The following is a 25,910-nucleotide window of genomic DNA, read 5'->3' on the forward strand; positions in this document are numbered from 1 at the left end:
GATCGGCACCCTGCATGCGGTCGTCGATCAGATCCCGCAGCGCGTCGGCATAGGTGATTCCGCGCGTGCAGCGCCGGGCGGCTACCTGTAGTTGGCGGCTGACTTGCCGCACCTCGTGGAGCAGGTCCATCAGTGCTTGGGCGGGGGGAGGACGTGGGGCATGGATGGGTGCGGTTCAGCAGCGGATACGAGAAAACGGCACGACCTTTACCGAGTTGACCCCGTGTTTTGTTCCATAGACATCACTATGCGAGCCGGCGCTCGCCATTCTGGCTAGGTTGGCTCCCCATGAATCCTTGGTAGTCTGCCCCGGCAGCAAGAGTACCTGCGCCAAAGGCTTCGACGAATATTAGGCTCGTACGGCCCGCCGTAGCAACGGGACATACGGGGGGCGGGGCCAGATGGTACTTCTGACGGGCCGCCAGCAATAAGGAGGAACACCACGTATGCGTTTCGCTTGCCACATCGTGCTGACCGACACCGAGCGTGYAGAACTCGAGGCGCTCGCTGCGGTAGGTTCGGGAAACGCGCGGCTCGCCCAGCGCGCGCGCATGATTCTGCTGGCTGCCGCAGGATGGCAGAACAAGGACATCGCGGCCGAGGTCGGCGTAGGGCGCATACAAGTGGCGCGCTGGCGCGACCGCTATGCCGTGTCGCGGCTGGCCGGGATCGAACGGGATCTGCCTCGCGGTGCGCCGCCGGTGCGGATGGACGTCGCTCGTCTCGTGGCGCTGGCACGCGATGCCGAGCCCGGAACACTGAGCGCGCGCCAGTTTGCCGCCGAACTGGGCGTTAGCTCGGCCTGCGTGTCGCGCCACTGGCGTGCCAGCGGCCTGCCGGCCCGCCCGGATCGAACCGCCGCTGCCGCGTTACCGTCCGGCACGGCCGATAAACTGCACGCCGCCGAGATCGTCGGCCTCTACCTCGCGGCGCCCGAGCATGCGGTGGCCGTGGCGATGGAGGCGGGCGCTCCCGCCGGAAAACCGACATTTGCCGTAGCCAACCAGCGCAACAGCGCAGCTTTCCGCCGCACGATGGGGGTGTCGTTCCTGACCACGCTGAAGATGCTCGACGCCGCTACCGCGCCTGATTCCGATGCCGGACGCGTCGGCGGCTGGCTGGCCTTCCTGCGCCGGCTGGCGCCGCACGCGCCGCCTGGCCGCCAGTTGCTGATTCTGGCTGACAACCCTCTCTCGCACGAGCATCCCAAGGTACAGGAGGTGCTGGCCGGCCATCGCTGGACCGTGCGCTTCGTGGCGGGCCACGCCGCTTGGCTGCGTGGCGTCCAGGCGTTGCTGCGAGAATCGTCCGGCGGATTGCCGGGAAGCGTCGCGCAGGTGCTTGCGGCGGTAGGACAGCATGAAGCGCGGCGGCCGTTCGACTGGGTGCGCGGGGCTGACGCGGCCCCCCATTGCGAAGTGGATGTGGTCGGCCTGGTAGAGCCGGTCGATGCCGCCGACCTGGCGCCGGCAGGGCACGCATGGCCTATGATCGACCGCGGGCGTGCCCAAGCGCCGATACAGCCATCGCCGCCGCCGCGCGCCACCGCACAGCCAGTCCTTTCGCTGGTATTGCATCCAGCAGTGCCGCGGGTCCGCCCGCGCACGGTGGAAGCCGTGGCCAGCGCAAAGCTGCTGCCGCCGCGTCATGTGCGCAAGCTGCTGCCGCGCGAGCGATTGATGAGCCGGCTGCTGGACGCGCGCCGGCAGCGCTGCGTGGTGATCCAAGGCCAGGCCGGCGCGGGCAAGACAAGCGCGTTGATGGTTTGGCGCAAGGGGCTGATCTCACTGGGCTTCGACGTGAGCTGGCTGGCGCTGGGCGTGGAAGACAACGCGCCCGCACGATTCTTCGAATGCCTGCTGGCCAGCCTGGCCGAGGCGGATCCCGCCATCGCGCGCAACGCGGAAGCTCTGACCGGCACCGGCCAGGACGACAACGCGATCGAACACTGGGTCATTACGCTGGTGCAGACGCTAGACCAGCGCGAGCGCGAGTTGGTTTTGATGATCGATGATCTGCACCACCTCACTGACACACGCATCTTTCGTGCGCTCCAGCGTCTGCTCGACTACGCGCCGCCAAAGCTCCATCTTGCGTTCAGCTCGCGCAGCGCGCTGCCCCTAGCGCTCGAGGCATTGCGCGCTCAACGGCTGCTGACCGAGATCGACATGCACGACCTGCGCTTTACGCCGGAGGAGTCGGCACGCTTTCTGCATGACCAGGTCGGTGCGGTGTCGACGCGCGACGCCGCGGCTCTTCACGCGCTGACCGATGGCTGGGTGGCGGGGCTGCAGCTCTTCGCCGTGGAATTGCGGAAACGGCACGGCGGTGACTATCCGTTCGCACGTGCAAGAGACCCGCACATGTTCGCCGCGTATTTCGAGCGTGAGGTGCTGGGCCTGATGGCATCGGATGACCTCGCCATGCTCACGCGCATGGCCGTCTGCCCTCATTTCCGCGCCAACCTGTGCGCGGAAATGCCGGGCGAGACCGATACCCCGTCGCGCATCGCCGCGCGGCTGGCCCGGCTCGAATCCGACAACCAATTCATCACCCAGGTGGGCAGCGGCGACAGCGAGGCGTGGTATCGGATCCATCCGCTGCTGCGAGAAACGCTGCTGGCGAGGCTGGAGCCCGCGGATAACGGCAGGATTGGCGATCCGGACATTGCCTGCGTCACCACGGAGGCGCGCGCGCTGCATGCCGCCGCCTGGCGCTGGTTCGACCGACGCGGCCAGCTCGGCGACGCCGTCTACCACGCCGTGCGCGCGGGCGAGGCGGCTGCCGCCGCGGCAATGGTGGAATCAAGCGGGCACGACCTGCTCAAGCGCGGCGACCTGACGCAGCTGCTGGCGCTGATGCGCCGGCTGCCCGATGACCAGGTGCAGAGCCGCTTTGGCCTGCTGGCGCTGGTGGCGTTCCTGCGGCTCTACATGCGCGACGTGGACGGGCTGGAACAGAGCCTGGAGCGGCTCGCAGTGCTGTGCGACCGCACCGACACCGTTCACCCCTACGTCGTCTGCCTGCTTCGCGCCGGCCGCGCGGTGCAGCTGGATGATATCGACACGATCATCGGCATACTGCCCGAACTCTGGGCGATCCCGCCCCAGGCAGACGATCTCTGGTGGACCTGCCGCAGCAACGTGCTGTCGTGGTACTTCCTGCTGCGCGGAGAATACAAAGAGGCGCGCCGCCTACAAAGCGATACCGAGCGACGCAGCAATGTGCCGCGCAGCAGCATGTTTGGCCGCTATATCACCGCGATGAGCCTGGCGATGGAGGGCGAGATCCAGCACGCGGCCAAGAGTGCCCGCGTGGTGCTGCGCGAGGCCGAGCGCCGCGGCCCCGCTTTCCTCGGACTGACATGCATGGCCGCCGGTTTGCTGGCCGACATCCTTTATGAACTCAACGACTATGACAGCGCATGCGAGTTGCTAGAGCCGCGCATCGCAATGCTCGAGCGCGTGTCGCTGCCCGATGTGGTACTGCGAGCGTTCACAGTTCTGTCCAGGGCGTACTGGCTCGCCGGGCGGCGGGCGCAGGCCACCGCGTGCCTGGATCGGCTCGAAGCCTACGCCGTGCGCTATCGGATCGACCGCCTGCTGGCGGAGGCGTTGCTGCTGCGTTTGAGCCGGCATCTTCAGCTCGGTGAGACCGAACGTGCCAATGCGGTGCTCCAGCGCGTGCAGCAGCTTGCGCAGCGTTACGCCGGCCAGCCCGGCACGGTAGCCGCCCATGTCGCCCGTATCGCTGCACAGGCCGGGATCGAGATGTTGCTTCATACGCACGACTATGCGAACGCGGCGGCACGCCTCGAAGCTCGGCTCATACTGGAAAGCGAAGCACGGCCCGCCCGGTCCGCCACACTGTGGCTGCAGACGGCGCTGGCACGCCATGCAGCAGGCAATAGCGCAGGTGCGCGCGCTGCATTTGTGCGGGCGCTTCGGACGGGGCACGGTTCGGGGCTGATCCGCACGCTGCTCGACGCGACGGCCGGTGCTGCACCATCGTTCGCGGCACTCATCGGTGAGGGGCTCGACGACCCCGTGCTTGCTTTCTACGCGCGCCGTTTGCCGACGGCTGCCATAACGGCCGCGCCTGCGCCGCCAGGTACCTCGGCGCAGGCGGGGGCCATCGCCATGCTGAGCGAGCGCGAGCGCGAGGTTCTCGGGCTGCTGGCGCAGGCCATGTCGAACAAGAAGATCGCGAGTGTGCTCAACGTGTCGCCCGCAGCGGTGAAATGGCATCTCAAAAACATCTACGTGAAGCTCGGTGTCAACGGCCGGGGTAAGGCTGCAGCGCGGCTGCGCGACCTGGCGCCGTCGCAACCGGGCAGCGCGCTGGCGGTTTGACGTGCGCAACTGCGGCCAGGCCACGTCATGCACGGGAGTGGGGATGGCGCACGTCCCCAGCACTGGATAGTCCCGCTGCAGTTCCCCTTAAGTCCGTTCAAATTTCGCCCTAGCAAATTTCATCATAAGTTCCGCCACCGCCTTCCACCCACGTCGGGGAGTACTCCCCGGCCGGCGGCGCCGCGATGATGGTCGCGCCGATATGCTCCTCCCGCTGCGCGGGGGTGCCGAAATGGTTGATTAAGGGGCCCACGAGCTTCTGCGCGAAATTGTCCTGCGAGGGAGTGCCAGCCAGCGCGCATTCCTCGTCGAACACCAGGCGCTGCTGCACGGTCCAGCCCGGCCCCCCGTGCTCGGACGCCCAGGACGGCGCACCCCAGCCTTGTCTATTGAGGGTGCTCTGCCACGCGACTAGCGTGTCGCGCGGAGAACGTATGCCGTGGTTGCGGCTTGGCGTGTCGGCGGGCAGGTGATCGCGCAGGAACGTGCGTACCTGCTGGCGGAACTGCGTGAGGTTGGGGTCGGCTCGAAAGTCCATTTGCGTTGCTCTCCATCAACCGGCGGCACCGCGAACGCGGCTTGCCGACATGCTGCACCTTAAAGCAAGGCGGCATGAGGTTGCGCCCCCCGCCTTTGGTGGCGATAAGTGTCGCCAGGTGCGCGCCGCTGTGGCGATACATTCGTCGCGCTCCATAAGTCCCTTCGGGTTGCATTGCATCCCCTCACGTCGGGTGGGACCGTTGGGCTGCGCGTGCGTGGAGACTGTCTGCCCAGCACGTGCAGGACGTTTCCCATCCACCGAAGGATCCTCAATGCCAACCTTGCAATATCCGCTGCGCCATTCCGTACTGACCGTCCTCGACGGGATCGCGGAGTTCACGCACCAGCGCCCCGGGGCGCGCAACGCGCTGTCGCTGGAGATGCGGCAGGACTATGCCGACATGCTCGATATCGTTGAAAACGAGTGCAGCATTCGTGCGCTGATCCTTACCGGTTCGGGCGGCAGCTTTTGCGCTGGCGGCGACCTGAAGTCCGTCGCGGCGCTGATTGACGACCCCGACCCTGCGGCACGCGCCCCCGAGGTGACGCGCCACCGCGTGGCCGCTACCCATGCTTGGTTACGGCGGCTGCACCAGCTTGGCGTGCCGGTCATTGCCGCCGTCGATGGCCCTGCGGCAGGCGCTGGCTGCTCGCTGGTGCTGGCAGCCGATTTCGTGCTCGCCTCGGAGCGGGCGTCGTTCTCGATGGCGTTCGTGAAAGTCGGACTGATACCGGACATGGGTGCGCTCTACGCGCTGCCACGCATCGTCGGGATGAGCAAGGCAAAGGAACTGATGCTGACCGGTCGCCGCGTGGACGCCCAGGAGGCCCGGCAACTTGGCATCGTGCACGACATCTACACCGCCGATGCGCTGCCCGAAGCCGCGCGCCGGTTTGCGGCGCGCTTCCTCAACGGCCCTCGTGAAGCCATGGCGCTGACCAAGCGCGCTGCAAACGCGACGTTCGAGACGCCTTACGACACGATGTTCGAGATCGAGGCACAGGCCCAGGCGCTAGCCGCCGCGGCGCCGCACTACGGGGAAGCGGTGCGCGGCTTCCTGCGCGGTGAAGCGCCGAAGTATGACTGGGATCGTGAAGTCCGGCGTAACCCGGCGTGACTGGATTTTTTCAATCCGCGCATGCGTGGAGGACGCTAGCGCGGCGCATCAGGTCGCCCCAACCACTGGGGCGACGCCACCAAGCAAAGGGAGAAGGGGAGAAAATGAAGAAATCACAACTCGCGCGCGCGTCGTTGGCGGCGCTGGGCACCATGGCTGCTGGTGTCGTCCATGCGCAGACCAACGTCACGCTGTATGGCGTGATCGACGGCAGTATCGAATACGTCAACCGCGTGGGCACCGCACCCGCGAACCTGGCCACGACGGGCACGGCCACCGCGCCGGTGGGCAAGCGTTTCGACATGCCGCGCGCGGGCGGCCTGTCAGCGTCGCGCTGGGGCCTGCGTGGGACGGAAGACCTGGGGCAGGGGTGGTCGGCGCTGTTCAACCTGGAGTCGGGGTTCGACTGGGACTCAGGCAACCTGACCACCGCGCCGTTGTTCAACCGGACGGCCATCGTGGGGCTAGGCAACAAGGATCATGGCCGGCTTACGTTCGGCCGTCAGTACACGTCGATGACCGACGCGCTGATTGTCTTCGCGCCATTGCGCTTTGCGGCCAGCTATGAACCGGGGGTATGGTGGCTGGGCCTGAACTACCGCCAGTCGAACATGGCCAAGTACAGCGGCAAGTTCGGCGGCGTGCAAGTGGGAGCGCACTATTCGTTCGGCACGGCATCATCGTTGCAGGCAGCCGGAACGGGGCAGCCCCTGGGCCCGGGAGAAGCGCCCGGCAATATCAAGGACAACAGCGCATGGGGCGCGGCGGTCTCGTACGAGGGCGGTGGCTTTGCCGTGGGCGTGGGGTACGACCAGTGGAATCCCGCGCCGGCCGCGACGCCTGGCAACACGGGCCGCGAGCGCAAGACCGGCGTGGCCGCGAGCTACACGACGGGCCGGCTCAAGATCAGCGGCGGCTACCGCTATCGCGATAGCCAGTTCAGCAACGACGCCACGCTGATCCGCGACGACTTCTGGTTCGCCGGCGTCAACTATAACGTGACTGCGGCATTGGGCGCGCAGCTCGGCTACTACTACTCGAACATCAAGCAGTACCGTCCGACGCCAGCGGGGGTGGCGACCAATCCTGCCAATCCGCAGCAGGTTTCGCTCGTGCTCGACTACTCGCTCAGCAAGCGGACCGACGTGTACCTCGCCAGCAGCTACGTCCATAACGGCAGCCTGATCAACGACGGCCCCTTCACCGGCTACCTGTTCAACTATCCGCAAGCACCGGGACAGAAGAACATGGTCGGTGTGACCGCGGGCGTGCGGCATATCTTCTGATTGCAGGTCCGGTAGGACGATAGGAGCGCCGCCGACCCGAAACGGGTGGGCGGCGCTGTTGCCTCGTCACTCCGGCTGGATGCCAGTCAGCGCGATCATACGCTTCCACATCTGCTGGTCCGCGACGATGGTCTTGCGCAGCGCCGCGCCGTCGGCGGGATAGGCTGCGCTGCCGCGTGCGTGGTAGTGCGCCACCGCCTCAGGCGTACCGATGAACTCCAGCGCCAGCCTGGCCAGCTTGTCGACGATCGGCTGCGGCGTGCCGGCTGGCGCGAAGAGGCCGGTCCAGGTATTCAACGGTTGCCGCTCAAGGCCCAGTTCGGCCAGCGTCGGTACGTCCTTTAGCGGCGATAGGCGGGATGGGCCGGTGACGGCCAGCGCACGGAGCTTGCCGCTCTGCACGTGCGGAATGATGGCGGACGCCTCGACCGCCGCGTAGTCCACCACGCCGGCCATCACGTCCGTCATCAACGCGTTCGAGGCCTTGTAAGGCACGCTTGCCGCGTCGATCTTCGCGGCTTCATTGAAGGCATAGGCGATGACGCGATAGCCGTTGCTCGAGGTGGCGCAGTTTAGCTTGCCGGGATTCGCCTGCGCGCTCGCCACGAGTTCCTTCACCGAGCGATAGGGCGAGTTGCCCGGAACGATGATGGCGATCGGCAGCACCGACAGCCGCGCCACGGGCACAAAGTCCTTCATCGGGTCATAGGGCAGCTTGCGGAACAGGTATGGGTTGGCCGCCATGGCGCCGGAGCCCGCGAGCAGTACGGTGTAGCCATCCGGGGCAGCCTTCGCCACCAAGTCGGTTGCCACGACCATGTTGCCGCCAGGCCGGTTCTCGACTACGAAGCTCCGCCCGAGCTTGTCCGTGAGGTACTTAGCCAGCAGGCGCGTGTAGTCGTCGACGCCGGTGCCTGCGCTGCTGACCGAGACGATCCTGACGGGCCGCTCGGGATACTCGCCGGCATGGACCGGTGTTGCGATGGCGAATCCCGCCAGCCAGGGGCACAGCAGCCTCATCATGCGGGGCTTGAAACTGGGCATAAGTGGTCTCCTTTTATTGAATCGGTGCCGCCGTACAACGCGGGCCGCGTGCATCGGCATGGCGCACGTCCGGCATGATTGCCCCGCACGCGGGCAGGCGATACACCCCGACAAGGGTGGGTTGGACGGCGCATATCCAGCAGATGAAACGGTGCGTGGCAGGTAGTACCGCTTCACACCACCGACAGACCGATACCCCGATACAGCCCGTGTATGGCGCGACATATCAAAAGTATTTTTTCGCCTTCCCGCTGTTCTGTACGATGGCCGCATACGAACGGAGGAGACATCATGAAGGACGTGACGCCATCGCACCTGCGGAGCCGGCCATGAGCGGCCCATTGCAGGGCATCCGGATCGTCGACATGACGACGGTTCTGATGGGACCTTACGCCACGCAGATCCTTGGCGACCTGGGCGCGGATGTGATCAAGGTAGAACCGCCCGCGGGCGATACCGTGCGCGACGTCGGGCCCCGGCGAAACGACGGTATGGCGGGGATTTTCCTGCACGCGAACCGCAGCAAGCGCAGCATCGTGCTGGACCTGAAGCAGCCAGCCGGGCGCGAGGCGCTATTGCGGCTCGCGGCCGATGCCGACGTGCTGATCTACAACGTGCGCCCCCAGGCCATGGCACGGCTGAACCTCGGCTATGAAGACATCGCGAAGATCAATCCGCGCATCCTCTACGTGGGCGTCTACGGCTACGGACAGGGCGGCCCCTACGCGGCCAAATCGGCCTACGACGACCTGATCCAGGGCGCAGTCGCCATCCCGTCGCTGGCCAAGGCCGCTGGCGCCGATTTGCCGCGCTACGCGCCCAGTGCGATGGCAGATCGCATCGTCGGCCTGGCCGCTGCCAACGCGGTCAGTGCCGGCCTGCTGTATCGCGAGCGCACCGGCGAGGGCCAGCGCGTAGACGTGCCGATGTTCGAGACCATGGCGCAGTTCGTACTAGGTGACCACATGGGTGGCATGACGTTCGAGCCGCCGATCGGCCCGAGCGGCTATGCCCGCATCCTGGACCACAATCGGCGCCCGCTCAGCACCAAGGACGGCTACCTGTGCGTGCTGTTTTACAACGACAAGCAATGGCGCCAGTTCTTCGCGCTGGTCGGACAGCCGGACCTGATGGACAGCGACCCGCGCTTCGCCACGATCGGCGAGCGCACCAAGCATATCGATGCGCTGTACCGCATGGTGGCGGAGGTGATGCCTACCCGCACGACCGCGGAATGGATCGCAGTACTCGAAGCCGCCGACATGCCAGTGATGCAACTGCACACGATCGACTCGCTGCTGGCCGACCCGCATCTCGATGCGGTAGGCTTCTTCGAAGTGGTTGAACACCCGACCGAAGGTGCCATCCACTCGATGGCTGTGCCAAGCACGTGGTCGAAGTCATCGCCCGAGATCACGCGCCAGGCGCCGCGCCTCGGCGAGCACAGCGCCGAGGTGCTGGCCGAAGCAGGCTACAGCACCAAAGACATCAGCAAGCTGGCTGCGTCCGGCGCTACCGTGCTGGCGCCATCGCGCCAGTAACGACAATCCGCTACCAGGAGCATTCCCTTGACCACGAGCCTCGAGTCATTGCCACTCGTCGCCCTCCCTCCCGAGGATGAGGCGCTGCGCGGCCCGATCCGCGCTTTCCTGCAACAGGCGCTGGCCGATACGCCCACGCACGTGCGTGCCCGCACATGGATGGGCTATGACGCGGAATTCAGCCGCGCGCTTGCCGAGCGGCGCTGGCTTGGCCTGTCGCTGCCGAAGGAGTATGGCGGCGCGGGTCGCAGCGCCTTTGCGCGCTTCGTGCTGGTGGAGGAACTGATCGCCGCCGGTGCGCCCGTGTCGGCCCACTGGTTCGCGGAACGCCAGACCGCGCCGCTGATCCTGAAGTTCGGGACGCCGGCGCAGCGCGAGTATTTCGTGCCCCGCATGGTGCGCGGCGAGATGTTCATGTGCATCGGCATGAGCGAGCCGGACACGGGATCGGATCTGTCGAGCGTGCGAACGCGCGCGGTGCGCACCGAGACCGGCTGGCGGCTCAACGGCCGCAAGATCTGGACGACCAACGCACACCGCACCCACTACATGTGCGCACTGGTGCGTACGTCAGGCCAGCATGGCGACCGCCACAAGGGTCTGTCGCAGGTGCTGATCGACCTGAGCCTGCCCGGTATCAGCTATCGCCCGATCGAGGACATGGCCGGCGACGCGCACTTCTGCGAAGTGGTATTCGAGGATGTGGACCTGCCCGCCGATGCGGTGGTCGGCGAGGAAGGATCGGGCTGGAAGCAGGTGACCGCCGAACTAGCCTTCGAACGCAGCGGCCCGGAGCGCATCCTGACCAGCCAGCTCGTGGCCGAAACGTGGCTGGCGGAGGTGCGGGCCTGCGGGCTGCCGGTGCCCGATGCCGTCAAGGCGATCGCCGGACGCATTGCCGGGCGGCTTGCCGTGCTGCGCGCCATGTCGCTCGCCGTGGCCGACCTGCTCGACAAGGGCGGGAACCCCGAGACTGACGCGGCTTACGTGAAGGATCTCGGCACCGAGTTCGAGCAGACCGTGCCGGCCTGGATCGCCGAGGCCATGGAAGGGATGCCCGAATTCGACCCGTCGGAGCCGCTGCAGCGCGCGCTGGCCTACGTCACGCAGCTGTCCCCAAGCTTCTCCCTGCGGGGCGGCACGCGGCAGATCATGCGCGGCATCATTGCCCGCGCGCTCGGACTTCGTTGACGCAATATAGACACACGCCATGACTGATTCCCTTCTGGAAGGCTTCGAGCGCGCGCTCGCCAACCTGTGCGCCGACGACGCGGTGCGCCGCAGCGAGTCCAGCGCAGACGGTGCCGCTGCGCGTCAGTGGTCCGCCATTGACGCCCTCGGTTACACCGACGCACTGGTTCCCGCCGAACTCGATGGCGCGGGCTTGTCGCTGGCCGACGCGTTCCCGCTGTTCCTCGCCGCCGGCCGTTCTGGCCTGAGCCATCCGTTCGCCGAGACCGCCATCGCGCGTGCCATGCTCGCAAAGGCGGGCCGCAGGAGCGAGGGCGAGTGCATCGCCATCGCACCGTGCTCGGGCGCGACGCAGATCACGTGCCGCAATGTGCCGGGCGCGGCGTTGGCTGAACTCGTGCTGACAGTGTGGCGCGGAGAATGGTTGCTGCTGCCAGTGGTGGCCGCCACCCATGTGCCCGGCATTTATCGGCCGCATGCGTCGGCTTCGCTGCAATGGCAGTCGGCCGATGCCGCGATATTCCGCTTCAGCGATGGCGAGCCCGACATCCTGGCGCTTTGCAACGCGGCCCACGCCGCAGGCATGGCCGGTGCGATGCAGCGCGTGCTGGCGATGAGCGTCACGTATGTTAACGACCGCCAGCAGTTCGGCCGGGCCATCGGCCAGTTCCAGGCCGTGCAGCAGGAACTGAGCGTGATGGCCGAACAGGCCAGCTCGGCCGTGTTCGCGGCGCGCATTGGCTGTGCCGCGGACGGCTACGTGCCTGACCCGCTGCGCGCAGCCGCCGCCAAACTGCGCGCCTGCGAGGCCGGCCAGCGTGTGGCGGCGATCGCGCATGCGGTACACGGCGCCATCGGCATTACCGAGGAATTGGCGCTCGGGCTGTTCACGCGCCGCCTGCACGAGTGGCGCAGCGTGGCAGGTAGCGAGACGTACTGCGCCACGTTGCTTGGCGAGGCGGTGTTCGCGCAGGACGCGGCATCGGGCCACGCCATCCTTGACTTCGCCCGCACACAGCTGGCCGTCCCCGCCTGACCTTCGGCGTCGGTCCAGCCCCATTCTCCAGCTTGTAGGCACAGAGACTTTCATGCAGAACAACAACGAATCCATTGTCATCGTGGGCGCCAGGCGCACCCCGATTGGCGCATTCAACGGCGCGCTGTCATCGTGCAGCGCGCCCGAACTGGGCGCGGTCGCCATTGGCGCGGCCGCCATTGGCGCGGCCGTGGGACAGGCCGGCGTCGCCCCTGCTTCGGTCGATGAAGCGATCATGGGCCTGTGCCTGTTCGCCGGCGTGGGCCAGGCACCGGCGCGGCAGGCCGTGCTGCGCGCCGGGTTGCCTACCACCACACCCGCCACCACCATCAGCAAGATGTGCGGCTCAGGCATGAAAGCGGTCATGCTTGCGCATGATCTGCTACTGGCCGGCACCTGCAACGTGGCGGTGGCAGGGGGTATGGAGTCGATGACCAATGCGCCCCATATCGTGCCGCGCGGCCGCCAGGGCTACCGGCTCGGCCATGGCCAGTTGCTCGACCACATGTACCGCGACGGCCTGGAAGACGCCTATGAAGGGCACCTGATGGGCTACTACGCCGACCTGGCCGCCGAGGCGCACAACATTGGCCGCGAGGCACAGGACGCGTACGCGCGCGAAAGCCTGCTGCGCGCCCAGGCGTCGGTGGCGGAAGGCCGCTTCCGTGATGAGATCGCCCCTGTGCCGCTGAAACGCGGTGCCGAATTCGCTGAGGACGAAACGCCGGGCCAATGCGACGCCGACAAGCTGCCGAAGCTCAGGGCCGTGTTCCGCGACGGCGGCACGGTCACGCCGGGCAATGCTTCTTCGATCTCCGACGGCGCGGCGGCGCTGGTGCTGATGCGCGAGAGCGATGCGGTACGGCAGCGCCTGAAGCCGCTGGCGCGCATCGTTGCCCATGCCACGCGTGCCAACCCGCCGCAACAGTTTGCCGAAGCACCGGTGCATGCGTCGCGCCGCGTGCTCGACAAGGCCGGCTGGACCACGCAGGACGTGGACCTGTACGAAATCAACGAAGCATTCGCCGTGGTATCGATGATCGCGATGGCGCAGCTCGGCATCAGCCCCGAGCGGCTCAACGTCAATGGCGGCGCCTGCGCGCTGGGCCATCCGGTGGGAGCCTCCGGGGCGCGGCTGCTGGTGACGCTCATCCATGCGCTGCAGCAGCGCGGCATGAAGCGGGGCCTTGCCAGCCTCTGCCTGGGCGGCGGCGAAGCCGTGGCCATGGGACTCGAACTTTGCTGACGGAGACCGCGATGTGCCTGCAAACCCGCATCGATGGTCCCGTCGGCTGGCTGACGATGGACCGCCCAGCCGCCATGAACAGCCTGAACCGCGCGACGGCTGGAGCGATGGCCGCGCAGCTTGACGCCTGGCGCGACGACCCCGCTATCCGCGTGGTGGTCCTGACAGGCAATGGCAGGGCGTTCTGCGCCGGCGCGGATCTCAAGGAAGTGGCCGAGCCCGGCACCACGGGCGAGCCCGATTTCCTGGACGTTGTTGTACGCTTCATCGATACGCTGCGCGCGTTTCCCAAACCTGTCATCGCCGCCGTGAACGGCCTGGCGCTGGCAGGCGGACTCGAAACCGTGATGGCGTGCGATCTCGTGCTTGCTGCCGAAAGCGCGAAGCTCGGGGACGCCCATGCCAACTTCGGCGTATTTCCAGGCGCCGGTGGGGCCGCGGTGTTGTCGCGCAAGCTGCCGCCTAACGTGGCGCGATGGTTGCTGTACACCGGCGAGAGCTTTACCGCCGCGCAGATGGAGCGTTTCGGGCTGGTCAATGAGGTGGTGCCCGACGCCGTACTTCAGACGCGCGCCCAGGCATTGGCACAAGCGCTGGCCGCGAAAAGCCCACTGGTGCTGGCGCGCATGAAGCGGGTGGTGGCTGAGGCCGCCGACAAGACGCTGGGCGACGCACTGCGGCACGAGCTGCTCGAACTGCGCAACCACCAGCGTTCCCACGATATGCGCGAGGGCCTGCAGGCCTTCACAGAGAAGCGCCAACCGGTTTTTCAGGGGCGTTAGAGCGCAGCGGCGCGCGTTTCGGGACGATCATGCGGCCGACTGCGCCACGGCCTCCGCCAACGCCACAAAATTGCGCGCTGTGGGGACGCTGGTATCGCGCATCGTTGCCAGCGCAAGCCCGAAGCTGAGCTTTTCGGGTATGCCGGTCAGCGCAATCAACCGCGTGCCGCCTCCGGCGTAGCCGGCCGCAGTGGCCGGCACCAGCGCCACGCCCAGCCCGCTCTCCACCAGCGCCAGCAGCGTCTGTACCTGGACCGCCTGCTGCACGATGGGTGGACGGATGCCGGCCTGGTGAAACGCCGACATCGTCATCGCGTGCATCGCCGGCACGCGCGATTCCGAGTACACGATGAACGGCGTGTTGCCGAGTTCAGACAGGTCCACGGTCGTACGGTCGGCAAGGGCTGAGTCGGTGCTGACAGCCAGCACGAGCGGATCGGCGCGCAGGAACGTGATCTGCGCCCGCGTCTGCGCCAGCACCGGATAACGCACGAGCGCCACATCGAGCGAATGGTCCTCGATGGCGCGCAGCAGGTCGGCCGTGGTCGATTCCTCGATGGTCAGCTCCACGTGCGGATAGCGCAGCCGGAACGCGCGGATCAACTGCGGCATGACCGAATACACCGACGAGCCTACGAAGCCCACCCTGAGCGTGCCTTGCTCGCCACGCTCGCCCTCGCGCGCAGCCCGGCGGATTTCGTCGGCGAAGAACAGCGTGCTGYGCATCAGGGGCAGCACGAGTTCGCCCACCGAGGTCAGCGAGAGGCCCGACGGTTGCCGGTCGAACAGCGTCACGCCGAGCTCATCCTCGAGCTTGCGGATGGCAGTGGAGAGCGGGGGCTGCGCCATGTGCAGCCGTTCGGCGGCGCGGTGGAAGTTCAGCGTCTCGCTTAGCACCAGGGCCTGTTTCATTTGACGAAGATCCATGTTCATTCCCTTTGAGTATCGGCGAAGTGTGGTGGAAATCTACATTGGTGCACCGCGCATGACAATCGGGACAATCATTGGCGTGGCGCGCCCCGGAACGCAACGGAGCCGGCATACTGCCGGCTCCTGGCCCTGCCCTGGAGAGGATCGATGTGGCCTACTTCGGCTGCATCCGGATCGCGCCGTCGAGCCGGATCACTTCGCCGTTCAGCATCGTGTTGCCGATGATCGCTTCGACCAGACGGGCATACTCGGCCGGCCTGCCCAGGCGCGACGGGAACGGCACCATCCGGCCCAGCGCGTCGCGCACGAGTTCGGGCAAGCCAAGCAGCATGGGCGTCTCGAACAGGCCCGGCGCGATGGTCATGCACCGCACGCCGTCGCGCGCCAGGTCACGCGCCACGGCCAGCGTCATGGCGGCGACACCACCCTTGGACGCCGCATATGCCGCTTGGCCAACTTGCCCCTCGAACGCGGCCACCGATGCGGTGTTGATGATCAGGCCGCGTTCGCCATTGGCGTCGGGTTCGTTCTGCACCATGCTGGCCGCCGCCACGCGCGTCATGTTGAACGTGCCGATCAGGTTGATCCGCACGGTCCGCTCGAACAGGTCGAGCGGATGCGGGCCATCCTTGCCCACGGTCTTGCAGGCCGGTGCCACGCCGGCGCAGTTCACGAGTCCGGCAAGCCGGCCGATGGCGGTGGCCGCGCGTACAGCCGCATCGGCATCGGCTCCGCTGGACACGTCGCAACGCACGAAGCGCCCGTCCAGTTCAGCGGCCAGTGCTTCGCCGGCCTCGTTAATGTCGGCAATGACCACTCTTGCGCCGGCCGCAGCCAGCATGCGCGCGGTTGCTTCGCCCAGGCCGGATGCGCCGCCGGAGATCAGGAATACATTATCGAGAATGTCCATGTTGTCCCTTTGTCCCTCTCTCCCCTTATCCGCGGATCCGTGCCAGCACGCCGTCGAGCGCCGCGTTGTGCTCGGCGGTGTGATGGGCTAGCGCCTGGAAGCCGGCTGACATTTCGAGGATCGTGTCGAGACGCGCGTGCTGCGCCTCCTTGAGCAACCGCTTGCACATGCGCAGCGCGTGGCCCGGATTGGCCGCGATTCGGTGCGCCAGCTCCAGGGCCGTGGGCAGCAACGCGTCGTGCGGCACCACGCGGGACACCAGCCCGTACTCCAGCGCCTGCTTCGCGTCGATCGTGTCGCCGGTGAAGCAAAGTTCCGCCGCACGCGACGCACCCACGACGCGGGGCAACAGCCATGCGCCTCCATCGCCCGGTATCAGTCCCAGTTTCACGAACGTGGCCGCGAAGCTAGCCTGCTCCGATGCGATGCGGATATCGCAGGTGCAGGCCAGGTCGTTGCCGGCACCGAGCGCCGGACCGTTGATGGCGGCTATGACCGGGATTTCGAGATTGGCTAGCGCCAGCGGCAGGCGCTGGATGCCTTCGCGGTAGGCGTAGCGCGCCATCACGGGCTCGCCGCTCTCGTTGCCGAACTTTGCGCGCAGCGTCTTGAGGTTGCCGCCCGAGGAAAACGCCGCGCCGGCGCCGGTCAGGACCACCACACGCACGCTGTGATCGCGGTTGAAGGCATCGCACATGGCGACCAGAGCGTCTACGGCGTCGTCGTCGGACACTGCGTTGCGCGTCTCGGGACGGTTCATCGTGACGATGGCCACGGGACCGTCACGGCGGATATCGAGGAAATTGCTCATGGATAGTGAAGATAGTGAAAAATGATGAGATGCTGTCCGGTCAGCGCGCAGCTTGCTCGGTCAGCGCGCGGATGCCTGCGATGCGCTCCGGAGGCAGCCAGCCCGCCAGCGTTTGCGCGTAGTCGCGTACGTCGGCGGCGCGCGGCTGTGTCGGGCGGGCGGATGGCGTGCGGCTGAACCGTGGCGCCGGCGCGGGCTGCGTGACGCCGTCGATGTCGACGAACGTCTGCCGGGCCCGCAGGTGAGGGTGGTGCGGCGCCTCGGTGAAATCGAGTACCGGGGCCACGCAGGCGTCGGTGCCTTCGAGCAGTGCGGTCCATTCGTCGCGCGTGCGCGTGAGGAAGATCGCGGCCAACCGGTCGGTTGCATCCGGCCAATTGCGCGGGTCCAGTTGCTCGCCGAGGCTGTCGGGATCGATGCCAATGCGGGCCAGCAGATCCCGATAGAAGCGCGTCTCGATCGGCCCTACCGAGATCCAGCCGCCGCCCTTGCACGCGTAGACGTTGTAGTAGTGCGCGCCGGAGTCGAGCACGTTGGTACCGCGCTCTGCGTTCCATATGCCGGCGGCCGACAGCCCGAAGAAGACGCTGCTCAACGCCGCCGTGCCATCGACAATCGCCGCATCGACGACCTGGCCCTTACCCGATTTGCTCGCCTCGAACAGTGCAGCGAGCACGCCAGCGACGAGGAACATGCCGCCACCCGCGAAATCGCCGAGGTAGGCCGGCGGAATCGAAGGCGGCTGCCCGCGTCGGCCGATGGCGTTCAAGGCGCCGGTGAGCGCGATGTAGTTGATATCGTGCCCCGCGCTGGACGCAAGCGGGCCCGTCTGGCCCCAGCCCGTGACCCGGCCATAGACGAGCCGCGGGTTGCGCGCGTGGCAAGCCTCGGGTCCGAGGCCGAGCCGCTCCATGACGCCGGGCCGGAAGCCCTCGATCAGCATGTCGGCCGATGCCACGAGGTCCAGCACGGCCTGCACAGCAAGTGGTTCCTTCAGGTCGAGCGCAATCGCCTTGCGCCCACGCAGCATCAGGTCGTAGCGGCGCTCACGCTTGACGCCAAGATCGGTTTCGCCTGGCCGCTCGATGCGCAGCACCTCGGCACCCATGTCGGCCAGCATCATGCCGGCCAGCGGGGCGGGACCGATGCCGGCCATTTCGATAACCCTGACACCTGCCAGCGGGCCACGTTGCGGCGCTTGTTGTTCCGTGTGCATAGAATCTCAATTGGTCCGATGGGTTATTCAATCTGGATGGCGGCATGCTTGACGATGTCGCGCGTTCGCTCAATTTCGGCCAGCTGGAACTGGCGGAAGTGTTGGGGCCCGCCGAGATAAACCTCCCCGCCCAGGCCCGTGATGAACTTCACGCTGTCGGGCTGCTGCATGGCTTCACGTACGGCGGCGGACAGCACGTTAACGATCTGCGCGGGCACCTTGGACGGCGCAAAGATGCCGGTCCATGCCGCCACATCGAAGCCCGGCGCACCGCTTTCGGCAACGGTAGGAACCTGCGGAAGATCCTTGAGCCGTTGCGGGGCGGTCACGGCGAGCGGGCGGACACGGCCCGCGCGAATCAGCGGTAACACCGCGCTGATCTCGCCGATCGCGTAGTCGACGTTGCCAGCGGCGACGTCGGTCATGGCCGGCGCCGTGCCCTTGTAAGCGATGGGATTCGCGCGCACATGGAAGCGCTCGTTCAGCAGTTCGGTATAGATCTGGTAGGTGGGACTACCCGCCGCGTAGTTGAGTTTGCCCGGCGCGGTGCGCAGGGCGCCGATGAGCCCCCCAAGCGCCTTGTACGGCGAATTCGCCGGCACGACGACGACCATGGCAAAGCGCGCGAGGCGCTCCACGGGCGCAAAGCCGTTGACGGGATCGTAGGGCGGGTTAGTGAACAGCACGGCGTTGGTTACCATCGTCGAGTTGCTGCCGACGAAGAGCGTGTAGCCATCAGGCGCGGCGTCGGCGACGGCGCGGGCGCCGATGAAGCCGTTCCCGCCGGGGCGGTTCTCCACCACGAACGGCTGGCCCAGCTTTGCAGCGAGCTTCTGGGCAATGAAGCGCGCCGTGGAATCCGCGCCGCTGCCGGGCGGCAACGACACCACGAGCTTGACTGGCCTTGCCGGGTAATCGGGCTGCGCACCGGCCGGCAGGGCGAATAGCCCGAGCGCGGCCAGCATGAGGCGTCGCCTCACGGCGTCAGTTGCCATGTTGTCTCCTTGTTTTCGTGCCGGTGGCCCAAAAGGTTTGGCATCCGGATGGACTCGGATGTTACTGATTGCGATGCCTCTGGAAAAATACTTTCGATATGTCAGCCGATACGTCCGCTGTATCGGCGACGGCCCCATTCGGTAGCCGTCTCACTCGATAGGAGGCGGGCCTCGGCGTAGTGCAATATTGTTGCGCCAGCGGTAGCACAGGCGGCAATGGAAACTGGCGTCGCGACACGGCCCGTAGTCAATAGCGAACACGATCCGCGCTACAAAGACTTCTGAAAGTCGTATTACCGGCTCATGGCTCGCAGAGGCATCAGCGAGAAAATGGCGAAGTTGGAGGTGCGGCGTCGCACACCATTGAAGGAGACCGCGCCAAAACGGGTGCAGACGACCGGACCTCTACTGAGAGGCCAATGAGACACCTACAATGCGCACATGGCTTCCGATCCCGGGCCGGCGACCTCCGTCCTTCAACTTCGAATTGCTCTGCGCGGCCTGAGCCCGCCGGTTTGGCGACGCGTCCTCGTTCCCGAGCACTTGACGCTCGGGCAATTGCACCCTGTCATCCAGGTAGTCATGGGCTGGGCCGACCAACATCTGCACCCGTTCAGCATTCGTGGCAGGCGTTACGGCGAAGCTCATGAGGGCGTCTTGCAGTTCTCCACCGTGGCAAACGAGCTACCGCTGACCGCGTTTCATCTCCGCGAACACGAAGGCTTCGCCTATGTGTATGACTTCAACGCGTGGTGGCGTCACGAGATACGGATGGAGCGGCGTATGTTGCGGCAACATCCTGGCCGACTTCCCCGTTGCGTGGCGGGTTATGGGCCATGCCCGCCAGAGGACATTGGCGGGATCGAGAGGTATCTGGAGGCCAGCGACGAACGCGGTGAGTATGAGTTCCTCGATTGGATTGAGTCGCTGCGCGAGGATCCAATCGTGCTGGAAGACTTACGCGATGAGGTCGGCCAGTGGCTGACTTGACTGGACCGCCGCTTCGACCGCCAAATTTTCCATGATCGGTTGCGACGGCTCCAGGCGTAGACTGGTCGCCGCAGCTTCCACGGGAGGAGGGCGGCCATGCGTATCAGCTTGCAACTCGTAGTGCACGATGAGGGAGGCGAGCCAGCCACCATCACCGAAATAGTCCAGTTCGAGAGAGGCGGCCTTGATGTGGGCTCGCTGGGCCTCCATCTGGACGAGGCGAAATTTTTGCTGGGTCGGCTGCAGCGCACGATGGTCGCGGCACAGGTTGCCGAGGCAGTTGCCCGGACCAGCGTTTGTCCCACGTGCGGGGCGCAGCTGCCTTGCAAGGGCCACCATCACTTGGTCTTCTGTAGTGCGTTCGGGCGATTGTCGATTGACAGTCCCAGGCTGTACCCCTGTCGGCGGTGCAAGGGCGACGCAGCTAGCTTTTCTGCTATGAGAAGGTGTGCAACCCGGTCAACCGGTTACCTTCCTGTCGGACGGCGGAGAGACGGTACGGTTTGCACAGCTCGGCTTTGGTGACCGCGGCGAGTACGTTCTCGACTGGTTCCACATCGCTATGCGGATCCAGAACCTCGAACAGATGATCAAGGGCCGGCCGGCACACTGCGATGGCCCCAGCAATACCGCATTGATCAAGACGCTGCATGGCGCCAAGTGGCACCTGTGGCACGGCTGCCCCTATCCGGCGTTGCGCCGACTCGAAATCCTGGGCTCGGTTCTGGACGCCGAGGCTAGCCCTGAGGAGGCCAAACTCCTTGGCAAGCTCGAGGAGTTCATTGTCTACCTCGACAACAACCGGCACTTCATCGTGAACTACGGTGACTGTTATCGGCATGGGGAGCCCATTGCATCGGGTTTTGTCGAGTCAGCCGTCAACCAGGTGGTCAGCAAGCGGTTCGTCAAACGACAGCAGATGGCCTGGCGGCCGAGGCACGCGCACAACCTACTGCAAATCCGGACGGCCGTGCTCAATAACCAGCTCCGGTCTCACGTTGAACGATGGTATCCCTCCATCGCCAAGGAAGAAGACCACCGCCTTGCCGCTTAGTCAGCCCCCGTTTTGGCGCGGTCTCCGTTACACCAGCGATCCGCCGGAACAATGTTGAGGCCCCACGGTCTTTGAGACGACAACGCAGGATCCTGTTCTGCAGCTTCCTCAAATCTGTGCACCTAAAATGAAGTCGATCGAAATCGAGCGCGCCGAAGCGATTACCTGGATCCGCATCCAGATGGCCCAGCACGGCCTGACCCTGGCTCACCCGCAGGCCGGCGGCTGTTTTGCCGAGCCGCCACCGGCGACGTTGCCTGGGACGGTGCGCTATCGCAACGCGCACGGGCAGGGCTGGGACGGCTGCGGCGCCATGCCGGACTGGCTGCAGCGGGCGATCCACGCCGGGCAGACGGTGGAACATTTTCGGATAGTTGCGACAAGGGAATAGTTGAGCGCGCCATGGTGGGACCCGCCTCCGCCCCCTGATTACATGGATGACCCGCTCATGTCGTGTACCACCTATATCCAGAGGAATGACACATAGTCTGGAAAAAGTGGGTTAAGCACGACTTCGCGTCAGGGTTAGGCGCCCAGCAGGGTTCTTGGCTGGTTTGGTAATGCGCTCCGGCTAGGACGTCTTTGTCGTCTTGGCCGGGCTTGGCGTGATCGCGAGCGGAGCGAGGTCAGTCTGGCGAAACTTGAGAAATTCCTTGACCATCTATCTACAGGTAGATAAGATTCAAGTCATGGAATCTGCTGCACCGCAGGCAACAAACAAAGGCCGCGCAATGTGGAGATCTCACAAGCAGTAAATGTGACATCACCGGCATGCGCTGTTTTTTTACCCTGCACGCCTATCTATTAGTAGATAACCACCAAAGAGACTTACGTCTTAACAAGCAGTTCCGGTCTTCGCGGCCTGTGCAGACCTCGGACCTCAGCTAAACGAATTGGAGAACTTCATGAACACCAAGCTCATCGCCAAGTCGCTGATCACCGTCGCCGCTCTTGCCGCTGCCTTCGTCGCAGGTGGTGCCCAGGCATCCGGCCCCAAGGACAGTGCCTTCAGCGGCGACCGCTACGGCTACAACTTCCGCGTCAACGACAGCCGGAGCGCGTTCACCGACGGCGCCCGCGCCGGTAAGTTCGACCCGTTCACCGAAGGCGCCCGCGTCGGCAAGGCCGATCCGTACAGCGACGGTGCGCGCATCGTAGCCGGCCTGGATCGCACCGGCGTGTCGTCTTCGCCCGCCCGCAGCCGCGACATCTACAGCGACGGCGCTCGCACCGGCAAGTTCGACCCGTTCACCGAAGGTGCCCGCGTCGGCGAGGCCGACCCGTACACTGACGGCGCCCTGGCCTGAGCAGGCGGAAGAGGCGGCTGGCCACAGCGCGGGTCGCGCCGTTTCGGGCCAGCAGTACCAAGCGCAGGCCCTCGTGGCGGCAACTCGACAGATCGGGAGCACATTATGAATATTCGGCAAGGTTTCCTCGCAACCGCTGGCTGGTTTCTGCTGTGCGCCGCCAGCGGTTCGATGGCCGCTGCGGTGGCACAGGTGCTGCCGGCTTGATCCGGCAACCACACCGCGGCCCTGCCAGACGCATCGGAGTTTCGCAATGACCACGCTTTCCGTACGCGACCAGCTGGTGGAACACGCCCTGTCGCTGATACGCCGCCGAGGATTCAATGGCTTCAGCTATCGGGACCTAGCGGAGCTGGTCAGCGTCAAGACATCGAGCATCCACTACTACTTCCCGTCCAAGGACGACCTGCTGCAGGAAGCGATGTCGCGCTACATCGCCCGGCGCGCCGAGCGCCTGCGCAGCATCGACACCAGCCTGCCGCTGGCCGAGCAGGCCGAGCAATACCTAGGCTCGGTGCGCGATAGCGCGGGCAGCGACCAGATCTGCCTGTGCGGCATGCTGTCGGCCGAGCTGGCGCTGCTACCCAAGTCGGCGCACACGGCCCTGCAGGGCTACTACAAGCTCAATGAGGCCTGGCTGGCCCGGCTGGTGCAGCGCGCTGCCGAAGCCCGCGGTGACACGCTGCCGGCTTCGCCGGGCGCCATCGCGCAGGTGCTGTACGGCGCGCTGCAGAACAGCGTCGTGACGACACGTCTTTTCGGCGCGCCGGAGCGGCTCGATGCAGCCTGCAACGCGGTGCGCACGGCCTTGGCCGAGCCGGAACAGCAGCCGGCCTAGTCTATGCGTTGGGGCGCTGGCCAAGGCTCGTGACGGGTCTGGTGCACACGCGGTTCTTGCGTCGGATCTTACGTCGCCGATGCGCCAGCTTCGCACTCTCTGTCTCATCTGTTTCAACGCATCGCTTCTCACCGCGGGAAGAAAGCCAGTAAATCGCCGGTGGTGTCTGTTCGATGCTGCTCTCGGCCCGAACGTAAAGCCGAGGAACGCAAACTGCACGTTCGGACAAGTGCCGGTGCGCTTAAGCGTGAGGTCATGCCCGGACCAGTAAGGGGGGCCGCGCTCGATAGTTTCATTCGCAATGGCGCTGTGTCCTACTTTCATGAAACCTGCATGGCGAAGATGGGCCGTGACCGGATGTCGGTCGTAGATGCGAAGCTGCGCGTCTACGGCGTCGATATCGATTGCACTGGCCATTGGCACAAGTTCTTCGTCGTAGACAACGAGGCGGCGTGCCGCACATGGGCCAAATGCGATCTGTCCAACAGCTAGCGAGAGCCATTGCTGCACAAGTGCATTGCCTTCCGGATCTTCAGGGAGCCAAGAGGGCTCGCCATACTTCTTAGCCGAGTACACCAGAATCGCGTTTGAATCGTAGAGCGTCGTATCGCCGTCAATGATGACGGGGACCTCCCCGAAAGGGCTCCGCGCAAGGAATTCTGGCGTTTGCAGGTTGCCGCTTTGCGGCTCAATATCGATCTTCTCGTAAGGCAGGCAGAGTAGCGACAATAGCAATTGAACGCGATGGCCGTGGCCCGAATACGTCATCGAGTACAGTCGAATCGGAACCAAGTTTGTAGGTCTTTTGGTTGTCATGGTGTTCGTCCTCATCCGATCGCGGCGACGATCTTTCCCCATGCGTGGGCAAAACGGAGCAAGCCGGTGCCGGCGTGACAGTTCACGTACTCAAAAGACGGCGTCGTGCCGAGAACGAAGACTTCATGCCAGGTGACAACGCTGCGTGCGGCCCGATACTTCCGGCGCATCGCGAGCGCGTGCTTGAAGATGTCAAGATGACTCTTGTGTCCAGCAGCCCATCGTTCAAGTTGTCCAAGCGAAAGGAAGTATCCGTGCTTTGACGTTTCCTTCAACTCGTTGCCCTCTTGATCCAGCGTAACCAGCGCACGCAGTGACAAACAGCCTGTCGTTGCGGCATGGTCCTTAAGGTAGGCCATCCCCGTCTCAAGCTTGGGCTGAAGGTTGGTGTAGTAGTCGTCAAGTTGGTCGCCTTCTGCCTTCTCCCAGTACTGGCCAGAGCGAATGTTCACGACGTTGGGCGGAACATCAATCCGGATGCGGGCCCGCGAAGCGCCCAAGAACTCGCCTTGGGGGACTGATTCGCCGTAAGGGGACGCGAGAGGATCGACTGCAGAAATCGGCAGCCGGTCGCGCATCGCACCGAAATAGCCAGCGATATACATGGGCTCCAGTTCGCTTCCCTTTGTGCGAGCGATCCCCGCCCGATAGTACGGCTCTGAAAAGATGGTTTCGATCCTGTCATAAGGCACCGTAAGCGTTTCACGCCAGTAGCCTACATTCTCCTCTTCTCGCTCTTGAGAGGCGAACCAGGTGTTAAAGGCATCCTGGTGCTTCCAGATCGCGTACCGCGTAATGTCGGTCCAGTACGCAATGACAATCGAATTGGTAGACCCGGCCTCGTCGGTATGTCGCACCTCATCGAAGCAATCCGGGCCCCAGGCGCTTGCAAAGGCGTCGCGAGTCCTTTTGAAGAATGCGCGTTCCGTACCGAAGTCCGCCGGAGTACGTTGCACTGCGATGTAGTCCGACACAACGGTCGTAAGGGGGGCGTTCCACCGGACGTGGAACTTCGGGGCGGCCGGTGCAAACTCTCCCGGCCGTTGGGCTGGGATCGTGCGGGGATACTCGATATGAAAGCTCATTTTGATTCGCTGGCAGGAAAGAGGGAGTAGCCACTGTCGATCAACGGCTGGCTGTTTTCGTTTACCAGAACACGGAAGACGTCTGGCCGTGAATAGTGGCCGACTGCGTCAAGGTCGTACTTTGCTGGAGGGATATCGTCTAGATCAATCTCGGCTACCAGGATCGATATCGCCGGTGAATGTCACCATTGCAAACGCGACAGCGGGGAAGAAGCCACCGAAGATTCCGTTTCCGACGTGATACGGGAACGACAAGCCGGTGTATCGAACCCGCGCGGGGAACATTTCAACCAGTGCGGCAGCGAGAGGATGGAGCCGCCTGCGCCTGTCATCTGGATCCAGCTCGTGTTGCGGCCCTTTCTGCCGGGGCTCGCGTGCTCGGCTACGTAAATGGCAGCGCCGCCATATTCACCACCCAGTCCAATGCCTTGAACCACGCGAAGCAGCAGAAGGATTGGAGCGAGAAATCCGACCTGTTCGTACGTCGGAAGCAGGCCAACGCAGAATGTGGCTCCCCCCATCAGGACGATCGTGATGAGGAAGGTGTACTTACGGCCGATCAGATCGCCCAAGCGGCCGAATAGCAGTGCGCCCAGCGGACGTACGGCGAAGCCCACACCAAAAGCGATGAGGGCGAAGAGATAGGCGCTGGACGGGGAACGTGGGGCAAGGAAGAGTCTGGAGAATACCGACGCAACAGCGCCGAACAGGAAAAAGTCGTACCACTCGAAGAGCGTCCCGAGGGTAGATCCGACGATCACAAGGCGCTCGTGCTTCTGCGAGTGCTGAATAGTTGACGATTGTGTTGACATGGCCTTCCTC

General features: G+C 65.1%; 21 protein-coding genes and 3 pseudogenes. 14 read left to right on the forward strand and 10 right to left on the reverse strand.

Annotated features, from left to right (window positions below):
- Nucleotides 1–446: 446 nt before the first annotated feature.
- Nucleotides 447–4,352, forward strand: a complete 3,906-nt coding sequence (locus tag AC1DKD_RS18425; RefSeq protein WP_477143548.1) for a LuxR C-terminal-related transcriptional regulator — start codon at nt 447–449, stop codon at nt 4,350–4,352.
- 109 nt (nt 4,353–4,461) lie between these two features.
- On the opposite strand, the gene AC1DKD_RS18430 is transcribed toward AC1DKD_RS18425, so the two are convergent.
- The gene (locus tag AC1DKD_RS18430) at nt 4,462–4,890 is read right to left on the reverse strand and encodes an acyl-CoA dehydrogenase family protein (RefSeq protein WP_441629695.1); all 429 of its coding nucleotides are present in this window, start codon (nt 4,888–4,890) and stop codon (nt 4,462–4,464) included.
- 274 nt (nt 4,891–5,164) lie between these two features.
- Between AC1DKD_RS18430 and AC1DKD_RS18435 the strand changes: the two genes are divergently transcribed.
- Nucleotides 5,165–6,010, forward strand: a complete 846-nt coding sequence (locus AC1DKD_RS18435) for an enoyl-CoA hydratase/isomerase family protein (RefSeq protein ID WP_441629696.1) — start codon at nt 5,165–5,167, stop codon at nt 6,008–6,010.
- A 104-nt stretch (nt 6,011–6,114) separates the two neighbouring features.
- Nucleotides 6,115–7,296: a porin gene (locus AC1DKD_RS18440; RefSeq protein ID WP_441629697.1), complete on the forward strand. Its 1,182-nt coding sequence runs from the start codon at nt 6,115–6,117 to the stop codon at nt 7,294–7,296.
- A 66-nt stretch (nt 7,297–7,362) separates the two neighbouring features.
- Here the strand turns inward: AC1DKD_RS18440 and AC1DKD_RS18445 are convergent, their stop codons facing one another.
- Nucleotides 7,363–8,340, reverse strand: coding sequence for a Bug family tripartite tricarboxylate transporter substrate binding protein (locus AC1DKD_RS18445; RefSeq protein ID WP_441629698.1), 978 nt, complete (start codon nt 8,338–8,340; stop codon nt 7,363–7,365).
- 329 nt (nt 8,341–8,669) lie between these two features.
- Between AC1DKD_RS18445 and AC1DKD_RS18450 the strand changes: the two genes are divergently transcribed.
- From AC1DKD_RS18450 to AC1DKD_RS18470, 5 genes are read left to right on the forward strand one after another with little or no spacing between them, the layout of a single operon-like run.
- Nucleotides 8,670–9,881 (forward strand): CaiB/BaiF CoA transferase family protein, encoded by a 1,212-nt coding sequence (locus tag AC1DKD_RS18450; RefSeq protein ID WP_045238248.1) that lies wholly within the window; start codon nt 8,670–8,672, stop codon nt 9,879–9,881.
- Nucleotides 9,882–9,908: 27 nt separating this feature from the next.
- Entirely contained in the window at nt 9,909–11,072 is a 1,164-nt protein-coding gene (locus AC1DKD_RS18455; protein ID WP_441629699.1) for an acyl-CoA dehydrogenase family protein, read from the forward strand.
- 19 nt (nt 11,073–11,091) lie between these two features.
- A complete protein-coding gene (locus tag AC1DKD_RS18460; protein ID WP_477111331.1) occupies nt 11,092–12,108 on the forward strand; it encodes an acyl-CoA dehydrogenase family protein in 1,017 nt (338 codons plus the stop codon).
- A 52-nt stretch (nt 12,109–12,160) separates the two neighbouring features.
- Nucleotides 12,161–13,354, forward strand: coding sequence for a thiolase family protein (locus AC1DKD_RS18465; protein ID WP_441629701.1), 1,194 nt, complete (start codon nt 12,161–12,163; stop codon nt 13,352–13,354).
- Nucleotides 13,355–13,365: 11 nt separating this feature from the next.
- Nucleotides 13,366–14,136, forward strand: a complete 771-nt coding sequence (locus tag AC1DKD_RS18470; protein ID WP_042885533.1) for an enoyl-CoA hydratase/isomerase family protein — start codon at nt 13,366–13,368, stop codon at nt 14,134–14,136.
- A gap of 27 nt (nt 14,137–14,163) precedes the next feature.
- Here AC1DKD_RS18470 and AC1DKD_RS18475 read toward each other — a convergent pair whose 3' ends face one another.
- From AC1DKD_RS18475 to AC1DKD_RS18495, 5 genes are all read right to left on the reverse strand, one after another.
- Nucleotides 14,164–15,063 (reverse strand): LysR family transcriptional regulator, encoded by a 900-nt coding sequence (locus AC1DKD_RS18475; protein ID WP_477143549.1) that lies wholly within the window; start codon nt 15,061–15,063, stop codon nt 14,164–14,166.
- A 157-nt stretch (nt 15,064–15,220) separates the two neighbouring features.
- Nucleotides 15,221–15,976: an SDR family NAD(P)-dependent oxidoreductase gene (locus tag AC1DKD_RS18480; protein ID WP_441629702.1), complete on the reverse strand. Its 756-nt coding sequence runs from the start codon at nt 15,974–15,976 to the stop codon at nt 15,221–15,223.
- Nucleotides 15,977–16,001: 25 nt separating this feature from the next.
- Nucleotides 16,002–16,787: a crotonase/enoyl-CoA hydratase family protein gene (locus AC1DKD_RS18485; RefSeq protein ID WP_042885535.1), complete on the reverse strand. Its 786-nt coding sequence runs from the start codon at nt 16,785–16,787 to the stop codon at nt 16,002–16,004.
- Between the two features lie 40 nt (nt 16,788–16,827).
- Nucleotides 16,828–18,003, reverse strand: a complete 1,176-nt coding sequence (locus AC1DKD_RS18490; RefSeq protein ID WP_477111330.1) for a CaiB/BaiF CoA transferase family protein — start codon at nt 18,001–18,003, stop codon at nt 16,828–16,830.
- 23 nt (nt 18,004–18,026) lie between these two features.
- Complete coding sequence (locus AC1DKD_RS18495) at nt 18,027–18,968, reverse strand: Bug family tripartite tricarboxylate transporter substrate binding protein (protein ID WP_441629704.1); 942 nt, start codon at nt 18,966–18,968, stop codon at nt 18,027–18,029.
- Between the two features lie 471 nt (nt 18,969–19,439).
- On the opposite strand from AC1DKD_RS18495, the gene AC1DKD_RS18500 reads away from it, so the two are divergent.
- The 6 genes and pseudogenes from AC1DKD_RS18500 (at nt 19,440) to AC1DKD_RS18525 (ending at nt 23,679) form a co-directional block, all read left to right on the forward strand.
- On the forward strand, nt 19,440–19,988 hold the full coding sequence (locus AC1DKD_RS18500; protein ID WP_441629705.1) for a plasmid pRiA4b ORF-3 family protein: 549 nt from the start codon (nt 19,440–19,442) through the stop codon (nt 19,986–19,988).
- Nucleotides 19,989–20,084: 96 nt separating this feature from the next.
- A pseudogene (locus AC1DKD_RS18505) lies at nt 20,085–21,042 on the forward strand (hypothetical protein).
- 127 nt (nt 21,043–21,169) lie between these two features.
- Complete coding sequence (locus AC1DKD_RS18510; protein ID WP_441629706.1) at nt 21,170–21,433, forward strand: H-NS family nucleoid-associated regulatory protein; 264 nt, start codon at nt 21,170–21,172, stop codon at nt 21,431–21,433.
- Between the two features lie 514 nt (nt 21,434–21,947).
- Complete coding sequence (locus AC1DKD_RS18515) at nt 21,948–22,349, forward strand: copper resistance protein CopQ (RefSeq protein WP_441629707.1); 402 nt, start codon at nt 21,948–21,950, stop codon at nt 22,347–22,349.
- 253 nt (nt 22,350–22,602) lie between these two features.
- On the forward strand, nt 22,603–23,187 hold the full coding sequence (locus AC1DKD_RS18520; protein ID WP_477111329.1) for a TetR/AcrR family transcriptional regulator: 585 nt from the start codon (nt 22,603–22,605) through the stop codon (nt 23,185–23,187).
- Nucleotides 23,188–23,442: 255 nt separating this feature from the next.
- Entirely contained in the window at nt 23,443–23,679 is a 237-nt protein-coding gene (locus AC1DKD_RS18525) for a GMC oxidoreductase (protein WP_441629709.1), read from the forward strand.
- 66 nt (nt 23,680–23,745) lie between these two features.
- On the opposite strand, the pseudogene AC1DKD_RS18530 reads toward AC1DKD_RS18525, so the two are convergent.
- The 3 genes and pseudogenes from AC1DKD_RS18530 to AC1DKD_RS18540 form a co-directional block, all read right to left on the reverse strand.
- A pseudogene (locus AC1DKD_RS18530) lies at nt 23,746–24,045 on the reverse strand (glutathione S-transferase N-terminal domain-containing protein); the annotation flags it as partial.
- On the reverse strand, nt 24,015–25,088 hold the full coding sequence (locus tag AC1DKD_RS18535) for a phenylacetaldoxime dehydratase family protein (RefSeq protein WP_441629710.1): 1,074 nt from the start codon (nt 25,086–25,088) through the stop codon (nt 24,015–24,017). The pseudogene AC1DKD_RS18530 and the gene AC1DKD_RS18535, both read right to left, overlap by 31 nt.
- Nucleotides 25,089–25,387: 299 nt before the next feature.
- A pseudogene (locus AC1DKD_RS18540) lies at nt 25,388–25,900 on the reverse strand (MFS transporter); the annotation flags it as partial.
- Nucleotides 25,901–25,910 lie beyond the last annotated feature (10 nt).

The organism is Cupriavidus sp. 05T313, assembly GCF_056396665.1.